The organism is Pseudomonas sp. NEEL19 (assembly GCF_028751975.1).
In the GTDB taxonomy this organism is placed as follows: domain Bacteria; phylum Pseudomonadota; class Gammaproteobacteria; order Pseudomonadales; family Pseudomonadaceae; genus Aquipseudomonas; species Aquipseudomonas juntendi.
Genome location: NZ_CP081491.1, coordinates 1,317,285 through 1,331,251 on the forward strand (window position 1 = coordinate 1,317,285; position 13,967 = coordinate 1,331,251).

The following is a 13,967-nucleotide window of genomic DNA, read 5'->3' on the forward strand; positions in this document are numbered from 1 at the left end:
GTGCGGGGTTTGGTTGCGTGGTGCGAAATCCACGCAAGCGCTGCTGTTGCTTCTGCTTTTTGCTTTTGCTTCTAAGCGCGCGGTTGTTCAGGCGCTGCAGATTGCGACTTCAGGAGGCTGAGCGAAGGGCATGCGGAGGGAGGTGACGGGCATGGATGCCCGTCAAGCGCTGAGGCCCCAGGGATGGGGCCTGCAGCGCGTACTCCCGGGAGCATGCCCGTAGCGAGGGGACCCCGGAGCGAAGCGTAGGGGCCGGATGACGGGAGCGGGCGGCTTTGGTTACTTTGGCCAAGACCAAAGTAACCCGCCGTAAGGGCGGAAAGGTGACTCGGCGCCGCCTACGCGAACGAATACCTATGCGGTGTAAACGCCCACGTTGTTGCAGAGCTTGAAATCCTGGGCGCTGGTTTTGATAGCGCGAAAACTCCAGCTGCGATAGCGACGCATAGTCACCTTTTCGCCCTTACGGCGAGTCACTTTTTGTCAAACGCGACAAAAAGTAACCAAAAAACGCTGCGCTCCCGTCATCCGGCCCCTGCGCTGCGCTCCGGGGTTCCCTCGCTACGGGCATGCTCCCGGGAGTACGCGCTGCAGGCCCCATCCCTGGGGCCTCAGCGCTTGACGGGCATCCATGCCCGTCACCTCCCTCCGCATGCCCTTCGCTCGGCCTCCTGAAGTCGCGAAGATCAAGATCAAGATCAAGATCAAGATCAAGATCAAGATCAAGATCAAGATCAAGATCAAGATCAAGATCAACAGCCAGATCAACAGCTGTGCGGGGTTTGAAGAGGTGGGCCAGCGCCACCTGTGCCAGCGGTAGGCGACCTCACTTGGCATGCACCGTGATCGCCACCAGCCGTACAACCACCGGCCTCACCATCAATACACAGACAAACGCCACCGGCATCGCCAACTGATAGGCCTTCAATACATTGCTCAGGTAGTCCGGGGTAACGCCAGCGTTCGCTGCTGTAATAACAAAGCTCATCAATAACGCCATGATCGAAGACATGTAGAACGCGAAAACATAGGGCGTGGCGGCGGGGTGCAATTTGCGGCGGCTGCGTGTGGGGGACAGATCGTTCATGCGTACTCCTTGAAGTTAAGTGAAGCCGCAGGCTAGCAACCCTCGCAATGGCAGCAGTAGACCAGCAATACTGAGTTCTTTATAAAGAGATGCTTACGAATCAAGGGCCACTACATGGACCTGCTCAACGCCATCCGTTGCTTCATCAAGGTCGTCGAAGCCGGCAGCATTGCCGCTGGCGCCCGTAACCTCGGCCTCACCCCGGCAGCGGTCAGCCAGAACCTCGCCCGCCTGGAAAGCCACCTGCAGGTGCGCCTGCTTACCCGCACAACCCGTAGCATGTCCCTGACACCCGCAGGCAACCAGTACTACCAACGTGTCAGTCATATCGAACGTGATCTTGCCGAAGCCGAGCAGGCCATCACCACCCCAGACAGTGAACCCCAAGGCCGACTGTGCATTGCTTCGACCTCGGCGTTCGGTCGCCATGTAGTGGCTCCCCTGATACCCGCCTTCAGCGCCCGCTACCCAATGCTTTCGATAGAATTGGTAACGACCGATCGCCGCGTCAACCATGCCCGTGAAGATGTCGATGTGAGCCTGCGCATCACCCCGCAGCTGGAAGAGCAGCTGCTGGCCCGGCACATCGCCCGTATCCCGTTCATTTGCTGCGCCTCACCCGGCTACTTGCGAAGCGCCGGCCTACCGAGCACGCCTGAGGCCCTGCGCGATCACCGGTGCCTGGTGTTCCGCTACCCGGTGGACGGCCGCCTGCTACGTTGGGGGTTCATGCGCGACGGGCTGCGCTTCGAGCCGGTGTTCGGCAACGTGCTCATCAGTGACGACATCGATGCGCTGACCCACATGGCCGTGCATGATGGTGGTATTACCCGCCTGGCCGAATTCATCGTGCGGCCACATCTGGCTTCAGGTGCGCTGGTGCCGTTGTTCGAATACAGCGACAACGGCCAGGCATACGCCCAGACCGAGCCGATGGACATCTACCTGTGCCTGGCAGACCGCTTTGCCATGACGCCTGCGGTGCGCGTGTTCATGGCGTACCTGCGTGAACACCTGGCTGACACCTGGCAGGTCCAGACGTGAGAAAACCGCCACGAGGGTAATGCCAGTCAGTTAAGTAATTTGGGGCCGCTTTGCGACCCTTCGCGGGAACGCCCGCTCCCACGGGGATCGCGCTTTCTTGAGTTCAGCGCCAAACGTGTGGGAGCGGGCGTGCCCGCGAAGGGCTGCAAAGCAGCCCCAGTAACGCTTAACTGACAGGCATCAACCGCGAGGGCGGTTTTTTTCAGGCAGCGCGTACCGTCAGAAACGATAGGTAAGCGACGCACCGACACCGTGCGCGCTGTTCTCGTACTTGGCCTGGTAGCTGCCCTTGGTTGCGCTGACCTGATTGACCTTGGTGTCTTCTTCCCAAAGGTAGGAATACGCCACGTCAATGGTCATGTCATCATTCGGGCTCCAGCCTGCGCCCAGGCTGAACACCTTGCGATCACCTGGATGCGCGGCGAACGGTCGTGGTTGTTGGTTGGCAGACCGCTTTGCCATGACGCCTGCGGTGCGCGTGTTCATGGCGTACCTGCGTGAACACCTGGCTGACACCTGGCAGGTCCAGACGTGAAAAAACCGCCACGAGGGTAATGCCAGTCAGTTAAGTGTTACTGGGGCCGCTTTGCGACCCTTCGCGGGCACGCCCGCTCCCACAAGTAATCGCGCTTTCTGGAGTTCAGCGCCAAACGTGTGGGAGCGGGCGTGCCCGCGAAGGGCTGCAAAGCAGCCCCAGTAACGCTTAACTGACAGGCATTAACCGCGAGGGCGGTTTTTTCAGGCAGCGCGTACCGTCAGAAACGATAGGTAAGCGACGCACCGACACCGTGCGCGCTGTTCTCGTACTTGGCCTGGTAGCTGCCCTTGGTTGCGCTGACCTGGTTGACCTTGGTGTCTTCTTCCCAAAGGTAGGAATACGCCACGTCAATGGTCATGTCATCATTCGGGCTCCAGCCTGCGCCCAGGCTGAACACCTTGCGATCACCTGTCGGGATGCGCGGCGAACGGTCGTGGTTGTTGGTTGGCGACTGGTCAACGGTAAAGCCGGTACGCAGTACCCACTCCTTGTTGACCTTGTACGATGCACCAATGGCGTGTGCCCAGGTGTCGTGCCAGTTCTGCTCTTCGGTGATGGTCTGGAATGCCGAACCTGCCAGTGGCGCAGGCACATCGTTCTGCACGGTGATGTTTTCCAGGCGGCTCCAGCGGGTCCAAGTGCTGCCCGCGTAGAGGGTCCACTGGTCATCGAGTTCGTGAGTAACCGAAAGGTCGACCGATTCCGGCGTCTTGATCTTCAGGCTGGCATCGAACTTGTTGCCGTTGAACGGCCCGATCAGCGGGGTGCTGACGCGGGTCTTGCCTTCCAGCTTGTAGTCGACCATCGAGTGGTAGGTCAGGCCGACGCGGGTGCGGTCGGTGGCCTGCACCATAAGGCCGATGTTGTAACCAACGGCAGTATCGTCACCCTTGATTTTCACTTCACCATCGTTGCGGCCCGGGGTGAATGGGTTGATCAGGCTGGAGCCCAATTCACCCTTGATGCGGTTGATGGTTGGACCAAAACCGATCGAGACCTTGTCGTTGAAGGCGTAGCTGACGGTAGGCTGGAAGGTGACGACCTCGACGTGGCTCTTTTTGCCCCAGTAGCGCGCAGCATCATCGCTGCCGTAGTCGGTTACCAGGCCGAACGGCACATAGACACCGAAGCCGACGCTCCAGTGGTCGTCGATAGGTTTGACGTAGTAGCCCATGGGCACGCCAACGACCGGCACCATGTCACCATCGGTTTCCCCCCGAGGTTGCTGCCTGGCCCGGAAATGTCGGTTTTGGCGATGACGGCTGCGCCGCCCACGGTGAACTGTTCACGTTTGAGGCGGGACATGCCGGCCGGGTTGCCAAACACGGTGCTGGCATCTTCGGCAGAAGAAGAACGTCCCGCGAAACCTGTCCCCATGCTGCTGATGCTCTGTTCGTTCAATGCAAAGCCGCTGGCGAGCAGTTGGCTGGATGCAAGAGCAACGGCTACGCCGAGGGAGGTTTTGAGCATTACTTTTTTCATTATTAGAAAACTCCTTGGGATCTCCGGGGCGAAAAGCTACCAACAAATGACGCGCCGCGCTATAGCCTGAATCGCAGGAGTTAGAGCGGTTTTGTAGGACAATCCGACCAAAATTCCCTTTTTTCCGGCTTTGATGTAGGACGCTTCTCAAGATGCCTGGGGCAATCTTTGATCCACGCAGGTGTGCCAAGCATGAGTGAAGTCGCGCAAGCGGCCTTGGGGGTAGAAAATCTGACGCCATATGCGCGCCAGTGCCAGTAAATCGTCAGCGGCGGGCAAGGGCATGGCGTGTTCTTCGACGAGCATCCAGGCAATGGCCGTGGAGTATCGCAGGTTGACCGTAAGCTCGAGGTGCGGGCCGCCCAGGAAGGCATGCTGGCTCGCCAGGCCCCGGACGAGGCTGGCCAGGTCGGGATCACGGGCCAGGTAGTTATCCCACAGCGCTTGGTGGCGGTGTTCGCCAATGCGGTAGAGGCCGTGCCCGCGTCGGTCGTGCAAGGCAGCCCCGAGTGCCGACTGGCTGGCGGCAATGCCCAGTAACAAGGCTTCAGCGCTGGCGCAGTGACGGTTCAGGTAAACCAGGGTGGGCCGTATCACATACTGACACAATTCATTCGCCGCAATACCCATGATGCCCTCGAACAGTAAAGGGCCGGACGGGCGCTGGAGCTTGGCAGCTGGTGAAGGAGTCAGGCCCGCCGGAAGCGGCAAGTACCGCTCGAGTTGAAGTGTAGTGTGATAATCGTAGTGTAAAGAGCTGTTTTTAAATCGATTGCTGCCTGACGTTGCGGGGTATATGCCCTAAGGCAATTACGCCGTGAACGTTCAGGCAGGTAGACGATGGCATGATTCAGCGCATGAATACTGCAGTATTCCCCGCTCACGCGGTGAGCGACTGGCGAGTCCTTGCAATGACTGCCTGCAAGGGTTCATTGCGGCTGTACTGTTCAGGGTACAGGCGCTCGGTGTGGCAGGCGACGCCGTGTTCGTCTACCAGGGTAAAGCTGAAGCTGCCTTTGCGTGGGGCAACGATAAGGCACTTCAACGGCGAGAAGGCCTGGGAAAGGGTGCCAATGGCAGCCTGAATCTGATGATGGGTTTGCATATTGTTGGATGTTCCTGCTTTAAACACGGGGAGTATGATCCGTGCATGATAGAAACGTTCCAGTGACGCCATTATTAAGGGACGAGCGAACCTGACTGGAACAGGGCAGCCAGAGGGGGCGCAATCAAATGTGGGCGCTTGGGCTGACTGGTAGGTACTTCAGAAGGCAGGCAGCACGCCGAGGCCAAGGTTCGCGGCCATCGGGGTGGGATCCTGATCAATCTGTCGGGTGATTCGTGCCTGACCAGCCTGTGGCTGGCGAGTGAATCATCGAATGGGCCGTCCTGGTTTCAGCAGGGCCGCACTTGGGAGGTGGGCGACTGCAAGGACATTGGGCCAGAATTGACTTTCAGCTTGGTACTAACGAGGCGGACTGTACAGTGAATGAGTGCGCTTGGCAAGCACTGCATCAGTATTGGGTAGCCGAGCAGTATGGCCTGAATTTGCCAGGCTGGGAAGAGGGTGCAAATGGCCCGTATCGCCACGGATGTGCCCATTGCGTGCATTCAAATGAGGGCTCACGGTGCATTTGTTCACATTCGGTGCAGGGCTTGTAATAGCACCGCAACAACCCCTGCCGACTTCGCCAATGCCTTGACTGCGTGGTTAAGTCAATGAAAAAAAACACTATTTTCAGCTGGTGAAAAAATCGTCAGTTTGACTGAAGCCCACAGTTTACGGGGGTTTGCGGGGTGTGTCATAGGGTTGTCCACCGAGTTATCCACAGGAACTGTGGATTGTCCCCGGCACTTGCTCTAGCACGGGCGTATCAGCTCCGCGCCAAGCTGTCCGACAATCGCTAAGCCTGGATGACTAGCCCAGCCATTCGCCGGCGAACGTCAAGAAAAGATCATTTAAAAATTTTTTCATTGTTCCGGATTCGACAGGCCATGGCGAAAAAAAAAGCGTACAGTGGCGCGCCTTTCGCATTGCCTGACGTGTTGCCATGAAGTTCCGCAGTAAACACCTCGCCAACTCCGCTGCCCCTACACCACCCCCTGACGCCAAGCGGTTCAGCTTGAAAGTGGCCTTGTGGCTGCTCGATAGCCCGCGCCTCGGTGACAAGCCCCAGGTCAAGCATCTGGCGGGCCGCCTGCTGAAGCAGCCGGCCCGCCAGGGTGTGGTGGTGGCGCAAAGCCGGCTTGGGCAAATGCTGTGCCGGGATTGCGGCAATGCCCGTGACCGGCGCATTGGCCATGAGTTACTGCGCCAGGCAGCGCGGGCCGGGGACCGGCGGGCGCAGCTGGAATACGCGCGGTTGTGCCAGCACAACGCGCCGGCGCAGGCGCGTTACTGGCTGGAGCTTGCGGCGGGGCAAGGTTCGCAGGAAGCGCAGCGGCTGCTGGGGCAGTGGTTTGCGGGTTGAAGGCTGATAAGCTGCAGCCAATTTGCACAGCGCGTTCGGGGTAAGCATGACAGTGGATCTGGCCAGCATTCTGCTCGGCGTGGTGGCAGGGGCTTTACCCTGCCTGGGGTGGATCATGCAGCTCCAGCGCCGTCAGGGGGCACGGCAGGGCGAGCAGGCATTGCTGGAGGAGCGCCTCAACGCCGCCCAGTTGGCCCAGGCCGGGCTGCAAGCGCAGCTGGATGCCAGCCGCGACGAAATCAGCGACCTCAGCGAAGCCAATACCCTCAAGCAGAGCCAGCTGGCCGCCCAGGGCCGTGAGCTGGAGTTGCTGCAGATCGACCGCGACAACGCCCGCGACGCCGCCCATGCCTGGCACCTCGAACGCGCCAACCGCGAAGCCGAACTGCGCCGCCTGGAGGCGCAGAGCGCACGCCTGGAGGCTGAACTGCGCGAACAGCAGGAAAGCCACCAGCAACGCCTCGAAGACCTGCAAGAAGCCCGTGACACCCTGCGTGCCCAGTTCGCCGAAATGGCCACCAAGATCTTCGACGAGCGTGAGCAGCGCTTTGCCCAGACCAGTCAGCAGCACCTTGGCCAGTTGCTCGACCCCCTCAAGGAACGCATCCAGTCGTTCGAAAAACGGGTCGAGGAGAGCTACCAGCAGGAAGCCCGGGAGCGCTTCTCGCTGGGCAAGGAGCTGGAGCGCCTGCAACAGCTCAACCTGCGCCTGTCCGACGAAGCTACCAACCTGACCCAGGCACTGAAGGGGCAGAAAACCCAGGGCAACTGGGGCGAGTTGATTCTCGAGCGGGTCCTGGAGCATGCCGGCCTGGAGAAGGGCCGCGAGTACCAGACCCAGGTCAGCCTGAAGAGCGCCGATGGCGAGCGCTTCCAGCCCGATGTGCTGATCATGCTGCCGGGCGACAAGCAGGTGGTGGTGGACGCCAAGGTCAGCCTCACGGCCTACCAGCAGTTCGTTTCCACAAATGACGAGGCCGCGCTCAAGCAGCATGTGCAATCGCTGCGCAGCCATGTCAAAGGCTTGTCGAGCAAGGATTACAACCGCCTCGAAGGCCTGCACAGCCTCGACTTCGTGTTGCTGTTCGTGCCCATCGAGGCGGCCTTCTCGGCGGCCCTGCAGGCGGAGCCTAACCTGTTCCAGGAAGCCTTCGACCGGCAGATCGTGATCGTCAGCCCCACGACCTTGCTGGCGACGTTGCGGGTGATCGACAGCCTCTGGAAGCAGGAGCGCCAAGGCCAGAATGCCCGGGAGATCGCCGAGCGGGCTGGCTGGCTATACGACAAGTTCGTCCTGTTCATCCAGGACCTGGACGAGCTGGGCAGTCGCCTGCAACAGGTGGACAAAGCCTATGCTGCGGCGCGCAACAAGTTGTGCGAGGGGCGCGGTAACCTGGTAAGCCGCAGCGAGCAATTGAAGTTGCTCGGCGCCCGCGCCAGCAAAAGCCTGCCGCCCGACCTGCTGGAACGGGCGCTGGCCGACGCGGCGGTGGCCGATCAAGCGCTTACTGAACCAGGCTCAGATGGCGATTGAGCATGGCGCGCAGGGCCGCAGGCTTGACCGGCTTGGCCAGGTAGTCGAGGCCGGACGCATGCACCAGGGCAATGGTTTCCTTGCTGCCGTCGGCACTGATCACCACACCCGGTACGGGTTCACCCAACCGCGCACGTAGCCAGCCCATCAGCCCGGTGCCGGTCTCGCCGTCGTCCAGGTGGTAGTCCACCAGCGCCAGGTGCGGGCGCAGGCCGTGGTCCAGCAAGGCGGCGCATTCGGCCTGGTTACGCGCAGTAGACACCTGGCAACCCCAACGGCTGAGCAGGCTGTTCATGCCGATCAGAATGCTGTCTTCATTGTCTACGCACAGTACCTGCAAGCCTGCCAGCGGCTGGCTCGCCTGTTCCAGCGGGGCGGGCTGTGCCGGCGCGGCCTGGCGGGCGATGGGCACACTGACCCGAAACACCGTACCTTTGCCTGGCCATGAACGCACTTCCAGTGGGTGGCCGAGCACCCGGCACAGGCCGTCGGCGATCGCCAGGCCCAGGCCCAGGCCCTTTTCGGCACGGGTCTGGTGGCTGTCCAGGCGCTTGAACTCCTGGAAGATCACCTGCAGCTTGTCGTCGGCGATGCCTGGGCCGCGGTCCCAGACTTCCAGCCACAGCCGCCCGCCCTGGCGCCGAGCCCCCAGCAGAATCGGGCTTTTGCCATAGCGCAGGGCGTTGGTAAGAAAGTTCTGCAGCACCCGGCGCAGCAGTTTCATGTCACTGTCCACCCGCAGGCGGCTGCCGCGCAGGCGGAATTCCAGGCCCTTCTCGGCAGCCAGCAGCTTGAACTCGGCGCCGAGGGTGTCGAACAGTTCGGTAAGGGCGAAGGGCTTGGCGTCTGGCGTGATCTTGCCGTTTTCCAGGCGCGAGATGTCCAGCAGGTCGCTGATTAGCTCCTCTGCCGAGCGCAGCGAGCTGTCCATGTGCTGCACCAATTGCCGGGCTTCTTCATTCATGCCTTCGGCCTGCTGCGACAAGGCGGCGGAAAACAGCCGCGCAGCGTTCAACGGTTGCATCAGGTCATGGCTGACTGCAGCCAGGAAGCGGGTCTTGGACTTGCTGACCGCTTCGGCCTGGCTCTTGGCTTCGGATAAGGCCTGGTTCAGTTGCGACAGTTCATGGGTGCGCTCGGCCACCCGTTGCTCCAGGCCTTCGTTGGCATCGCGCAGTGCCTGTTCGGCCTCGCGGAACGGCGTGATGTCGGTGAAACTCATGACGAACCCGCCCCCGGGCATCGGGTTGCCGATCAACTCGATTACCCGGCCGTTGGGGAACAACCGCTCGGAGGAGTGCGCACGGCCCTGGCGCATCCAGTGCAGGCGGCGCGCCACGTGCACCTGTGCTTCGCCGGGGCCGCACAACCCGCGCTCGGCGTTGTAACGGATGATGTCGGCAATCGGCCGGCCGACACTGATCAGCCCCTCCGGGTAGTTGAACAGCTCCAGGTAACGGCGGTTCCAGGCCACCAGGTGCAGGTTCTGGTCGACCACGCTGATGCCTTGGTTGATGTTTTCGATGGCGCCCTGCAGCAGGGCGCGGTTGAACTGCAGGACTTCGCTGGCTTCATCGGCGATGCGTACCACGTCTTCCAGCTGCATGTCGCGGCCTTCGATGGCCGCCTTGACCACCGCGCGGGTCGACGAGGTGCCCAGCACGCCGGCCAGCAGCCGTTCGGTGTGTTCGATCCAGTCGCCGTCCGCGTTCTGGTTGGGGTTGAAGCCCTTGCCCTGGCGGTAGGCAAAGCGGATGAAGCTCTGCCGGGCGCGCTCTTCGCCGACAAAGCGCGATGCCAGGGTCAGCAGGTCGTCGATCTGTACCGCCAGCAGCGGCTTGCTGCTGGGCCGGGCGCTGGTCTGCTGGCCAATGAAGCGGCCAGCCTGCCAATGTTCGGACACCCGCGTGCGCGACAGCAGCGATACCCAGGCGAACAGGGTGAAGTTGCCCGCCAGCGACAACACCACGCCCTGGGTCAGGGGGCTGATCGGCAGGTTCAGCGGGTTGCCGTGCAGCCAAGCCAGCCCTGGGAACACCTGCAGGGGCCAGCCCACACTGTGCGCGGCAATCGGCAACACCAGGGTGTAGAACCACAGGAAGATACCGGCAGCCAGGCCGGCAAACACACCGCGGCGGTTGGCCTGCTTCCAGTACAGTGCGCCGAGCATGGCCGGGGTCAATTGGGTCACGGCGGCAAACGCGATCTGGCCGATGGTTGCCAGGCTGGCGGTCGAGCCCAGCAGGCGATAGCTGACATAGGCCAGCAGCAGGATCACCACGATGGTCACCCGGCGCACCGAGAGCATCCAGTGACGGAACGCTTCGAACGGCCGTTCGGCATTGTTGCGGCGTAGCAGCCAAGGCAGCAGCATGTCGTTGGAGACCATGGTCGACAGTGCCACGGCCTCGACGATGACCATGCCGGTGGCTGCCGAGGCGCCGCCGATGAACGCCAGCAGCGCCAGGCTCGGGTGGGCCTCGGCCAGCGGCAGGCTGATCACGAACGAGTCGGAGATCACGGCCCCTGGCAGCAGCATTTGCCCGGCCAGGGCAATCGGCACCACGAACAGGGCAGCCAGCCCCAGGTACAGGGGGAACACCCAGCGGGCCAGGCGCAGGTCTTGTGGTTCGATGTTCTCCACCACGGTAACGTGGAACTGCCGCGGCAGGCAGATGATCGCCATCATCGCCACGGCGGTCTGCACCACCATGGAGGGCCAGTTGATGGTCTCCTGCCAGTAATCCTGCAACTGAATCGACTGGCGTGCCTGGCTGAACAGGTCGCCGAAGCCGTCATACAGGTTGAACACCACGAAGATGCCCACAGCCAGGAAGGCCAGCAGCTTGATCAGCGATTCGAAGGCAATGGCCAGGACCATGCCACGGTGGTGTTCGGTCACGTCCAGGCTGCGCGTGCCGAACACGATGGCGAACAGCGCCAATACCAGCGACACCACCAGCGCGGTGTCCTGGACGCGTGTGCCGGTGGCGTCGGCACTGGCGCCGATCAGCAAGTTCACGCCCAGCACGATGCCCTTGAGCTGCAGGGCGATGTAGGGCAGCACGCCAACCAGGCAGATCAGCGCCACCACCACCGCCAGGGTCTGCGACTTGCCATAGCGTGCGGCGATGAAGTCGGCGATCGAGGTGATGTTCTGCTGCTTGCTGATCAGCACCATCTTCTGCAACACCCAAGGCGCAAAAATCAGCAGCAGTACCGGGCCCAGGTAGATCGGCAAGAACGCCCACAGTTGTTCGGCGGCCTGGCCAACGGCGCCGAAGAAGGTCCAGCTGGTGCAGTACACGGCCAGCGACAGGCTGTACACCCAGGCACGCAGTTTGGGCGGCAACGGCGTGCTGCGGCGGTCGCCATAGAAGGCGATGGCGAACATGATGGCCATATAGGCCAGGGCGACCACGGCGATCAGCCCGCTGGACAACGACATGGAAACTCCGAAGCAATAAGATAACGCGGTCCCGATCTACCAGTCTGGCACGCTGGTGGCGCTTCGTCAGCGCCGACGATGGTCGCAGTGGCGCGTGGTCGCAGGGCCCGGCTTCGTTGACCGGTATTGGCCCTGTCGCGAGCGAGGCAGGTGGAGGATTGACAGCCCGGCATACGCGGGGAATACTGCTTCCAGAATTCATATATATGTTTATATAACAACAAGAGAGCGAGACCCATGCACCCACTGTCCGGTGATGCTCGACTGCCCCGTTACCAACAACTGCGCGACCACTTGCTCGAGCAGATTGCCAACAACCGCTGGCGCCCAGGCGAAGCGATCCCGACTGAGGCTGCCTTGGCCACCGAGTTCGACATGTCAGTCGGCACCGTGCGCAAAGCCGTGGACGTACTGGTGGCTGAAGGCGTGCTGGAGCGTCAGCAGGGGCGCGGTACCTTCGTGCGCCGCCCGCAATTCCAGTCTTCGCTGTTCCGGTTCTTCCGCTTCGAAGCCGCCAATGGCCAGCGCGCGGTGCCTGAAAGCCGCATTCTTGCCATCGAGCCGATGACCGCGCCTTCGGCGGTCGCCGAAGCACTGGGCCTGGCGGTTCACAGCGAGGTGATCCGAATTGTCCGTACGCGCCTGCTCGGCGCCCAGCCGGTACTGGCCGAAGAAATCTGGTTGCCGCGCCAGACGTTCCAGCCGTTGTTGGAGGTCGACCTGAACAGCGAGGGGCCGCTGCTGTACCCCCTCTACGAAGCACTGTGCGGCCAGGTGGTCGCCTACGCCGAAGAAACCCTCACCGCCGAAGCGGTTGACGCGGCGCATGGCCGTTTGTTGCAACTGCCGGCCGGCAGCCCGGTGGTGGTGATCGAGCGCCTGGCCCGTGACTACGCCGGCAAGCCGCTGGAATGGCGCCGCTCACGCGGCCATGCGCAGCACTTCCGCTACCGCATCGACATTCGCTAAGCCGGCGGCTGCACCCCGTTTCCCTCTGCGCCGTGCACACGCGGCGCGGTGGCTTCGCCTGCCTGGCGGTCACAGGCACACACTAGAAGGATAACAATCATGTTCAGTTGGTATCGCCAGATCACCTCGCGGGAACGCAAGACATTCTGGGCCTGTTTCGGCGGCTGGTCGCTCGATGCGCTGGAAGTGCAGATGTTCGGCCTGGCCATCCCGGCGCTGATCGGCGCGTTCTCCCTGAGCAAAGGTGATGCCGGCCTGATCAGTGGCCTGACCCTGGTGACTTCGGCCATCGGCGGCTGGCTGGGTGGCACCTTGTCCGACCGCTACGGCCGCGTGCGGACCCTGCAGTGGATGATCCTCTGGTTCTCGTGCTTCACCTTCCTCTCGGCGTTCGTCACCGGTTTTTACCCCTTGCTGTTGGTCAAGGCCATGCAAGGCTTCGGTATCGGCGGCGAGTGGGCTGCCGGCGCCGTGCTGATGGCCGAAACCATCAACCCGAAATACCGCGGCAAGGTCATGGGCACGGTACAGAGCGCCTGGGCCGTGGGCTGGGGCCTGGCCGTGGCACTGTTCATGCTGATCTACTCGCTGGTGCCGCAGGAATTTGCCTGGCGGGTGATGTTCTTCGTCGGCCTGTTGCCGTCGTTGCTGATCCTTTGGGTACGCCGCAACGTGCCCGAACCGGACAGCTTCCAGCGCCTGCAGAGCGCCAATGCCATCCCTGCCAGCTTCCTGCACTCCATGGCCGGCATCTTCCGCCCGCAGCTGTTGCGCGTGACCTTGCTGGGCGGCCTGCTTGGCCTGGGCGCCCATGGTGGGTACCACGCCGTAATGACCTGGCTGCCGACCTTCCTCAAAACCGAGCGCCACCTGTCGGTGCTGAACTCCGGTGGTTACCTGGCGGTGATCATCCTGGCCTTCTGGTGCGGTTGCGTGGTCAGCGGCCTGCTGATCGACCGCATCGGTCGGCGCAAGAATATTCTGCTGTTCGCCCTGTGCTGCGTGCTGACTGTACAAGCCTATGTGTTCTTCCCGCTGACCAACACGCAGATGCTGTTCCTCGGCTTCCCGCTGGGCTTTTTCGCCGCCGGTATCCCGGCCAGTCTGGGGGCGTTTTTCAATGAACTGTACCCGGCCGAGGTGCGCGGTGCCGGGGTGGGCTTCTGCTACAACTTCGGCCGCGTACTGTCGGCAGTGTTCCCGTTCCTGGTCGGCCACATGAGCGAGTCGATGTCCTTGGGCAGCGCCATTGGTATCGACGCTGGCATCGCCTATGGCGTGGCGGTGATCGCCGCCTTGTGCTTGCCGGAGACCCGCGGGCGCACCCTCGAAAATGCCACGGCGCCGCACACCGCCGGGGCAGTTGCCAAATAACCTGACTTTTCTGTATGAGA

Annotated in this window: 10 protein-coding genes and 2 pseudogenes; 6 read left to right on the forward strand and 6 right to left on the reverse strand. The window is 62.0% G+C overall.

Annotated features, from left to right (window positions below):
* Positions 1 to 631: 631 nt before the first annotated feature.
* Positions 632 to 820, forward strand: coding sequence for a hypothetical protein (locus K4A76_RS05970; RefSeq protein WP_274411727.1), 189 nt, complete (start codon positions 632 to 634; stop codon positions 818 to 820).
* 6 nt (positions 821 to 826) lie between these two features.
* Here K4A76_RS05970 and K4A76_RS05975 read toward each other — a convergent pair whose 3' ends face one another.
* The gene (locus tag K4A76_RS05975) at positions 827 to 1,087 is read right to left on the reverse strand and encodes a DUF2798 domain-containing protein (protein WP_144187735.1); all 261 of its coding nucleotides are present in this window, start codon (positions 1,085 to 1,087) and stop codon (positions 827 to 829) included.
* A 114-nt stretch (positions 1,088 to 1,201) separates the two neighbouring features.
* Here K4A76_RS05975 and K4A76_RS05980 point away from each other — a divergent pair, with 114 nt between their 5' ends.
* Entirely contained in the window at positions 1,202 to 2,131 is a 930-nt protein-coding gene (locus tag K4A76_RS05980) for a LysR family transcriptional regulator (protein WP_274411728.1), read from the forward strand.
* Positions 2,132 to 2,350: 219 nt separating this feature from the next.
* Here the strand turns inward: K4A76_RS05980 and K4A76_RS05985 are convergent.
* The 4 genes and pseudogenes from K4A76_RS05985 to K4A76_RS06000 form a co-directional block, all read right to left on the reverse strand.
* A pseudogene (locus tag K4A76_RS05985) lies at positions 2,351 to 2,577 on the reverse strand (outer membrane protein transport protein); the annotation flags it as partial.
* Positions 2,578 to 2,886: 309 nt separating this feature from the next.
* Positions 2,887 to 4,151: pseudogene (locus tag K4A76_RS05990) on the reverse strand (OmpP1/FadL family transporter).
* A 147-nt stretch (positions 4,152 to 4,298) separates the two neighbouring features.
* Positions 4,299 to 4,781, reverse strand: a complete 483-nt coding sequence (locus K4A76_RS05995) for a hypothetical protein (RefSeq protein WP_029886692.1) — start codon at positions 4,779 to 4,781, stop codon at positions 4,299 to 4,301.
* Positions 4,782 to 5,031: 250 nt separating this feature from the next.
* Positions 5,032 to 5,256 (reverse strand): hypothetical protein, encoded by a 225-nt coding sequence (locus tag K4A76_RS06000; RefSeq protein ID WP_009686213.1) that lies wholly within the window; start codon positions 5,254 to 5,256, stop codon positions 5,032 to 5,034.
* 946 nt (positions 5,257 to 6,202) lie between these two features.
* Here K4A76_RS06000 and K4A76_RS06005 point away from each other — a divergent pair.
* Both K4A76_RS06005 and rmuC read left to right on the forward strand, forming a co-directional pair.
* Complete coding sequence (locus K4A76_RS06005; protein WP_047149702.1) at positions 6,203 to 6,622, forward strand: tetratricopeptide repeat protein; 420 nt, start codon at positions 6,203 to 6,205, stop codon at positions 6,620 to 6,622.
* Positions 6,623 to 6,782: 160 nt separating this feature from the next.
* Positions 6,783 to 8,156 carry a DNA recombination protein RmuC gene (gene rmuC, locus K4A76_RS06010; RefSeq protein WP_177329606.1) on the forward strand — a complete coding sequence of 458 codons (1,374 nt, stop codon included), beginning with the start codon at positions 6,783 to 6,785 and terminating at the stop codon, positions 8,154 to 8,156.
* Here the strand turns inward: rmuC and K4A76_RS06015 are convergent.
* Positions 8,128 to 11,604, reverse strand: a complete 3,477-nt coding sequence (locus K4A76_RS06015; RefSeq protein ID WP_009686216.1) for a hybrid sensor histidine kinase/response regulator — start codon at positions 11,602 to 11,604, stop codon at positions 8,128 to 8,130. The two genes, rmuC and K4A76_RS06015, sit on opposite strands and share 29 nt — an antisense overlap.
* Before the next feature lie 237 nt (positions 11,605 to 11,841).
* Here K4A76_RS06015 and K4A76_RS06020 point away from each other — a divergent pair, with 237 nt between their 5' ends.
* Together K4A76_RS06020 and K4A76_RS06025 are read left to right on the forward strand one after the other, a co-directional pair.
* On the forward strand, positions 11,842 to 12,573 hold the full coding sequence (locus K4A76_RS06020; protein ID WP_029886688.1) for a GntR family transcriptional regulator: 732 nt from the start codon (positions 11,842 to 11,844) through the stop codon (positions 12,571 to 12,573).
* Positions 12,574 to 12,672: 99 nt separating this feature from the next.
* Complete coding sequence (locus K4A76_RS06025; protein ID WP_274411729.1) at positions 12,673 to 13,947, forward strand: MFS transporter; 1,275 nt, start codon at positions 12,673 to 12,675, stop codon at positions 13,945 to 13,947.
* Positions 13,948 to 13,967 lie beyond the last annotated feature (20 nt).

Excerpts from the sequence above, each read along its gene's own strand:
- K4A76_RS05970 (WP_274411727.1), top strand. The coding sequence starts at position 632 with ATGCCCGTCACCTCCCTCCGCATGCCCTTCGCTCGGCCTCCTGAAGTC.
- K4A76_RS05975 (WP_144187735.1), bottom strand. The coding sequence starts at position 1,087 with ATGAACGATCTGTCCCCCACACGCAGCCGCCGCAAATTGCACCCCGCC.
- K4A76_RS05980 (WP_274411728.1), top strand. The coding sequence starts at position 1,202 with ATGGACCTGCTCAACGCCATCCGTTGCTTCATCAAGGTCGTCGAAGCC.
- K4A76_RS05995 (WP_029886692.1), bottom strand. The coding sequence starts at position 4,781 with ATGGGTATTGCGGCGAATGAATTGTGTCAGTATGTGATACGGCCCACC.
- K4A76_RS06000 (WP_009686213.1), bottom strand. The coding sequence starts at position 5,256 with ATGCAAACCCATCATCAGATTCAGGCTGCCATTGGCACCCTTTCCCAG.
- K4A76_RS06005 (WP_047149702.1), top strand. The coding sequence starts at position 6,203 with ATGAAGTTCCGCAGTAAACACCTCGCCAACTCCGCTGCCCCTACACCA.
- K4A76_RS06015 (WP_009686216.1), bottom strand. The coding sequence starts at position 11,604 with ATGTCGTTGTCCAGCGGGCTGATCGCCGTGGTCGCCCTGGCCTATATG.
- K4A76_RS06020 (WP_029886688.1), top strand. The coding sequence starts at position 11,842 with ATGCACCCACTGTCCGGTGATGCTCGACTGCCCCGTTACCAACAACTG.
- K4A76_RS06025 (WP_274411729.1), top strand. The coding sequence starts at position 12,673 with ATGTTCAGTTGGTATCGCCAGATCACCTCGCGGGAACGCAAGACATTC.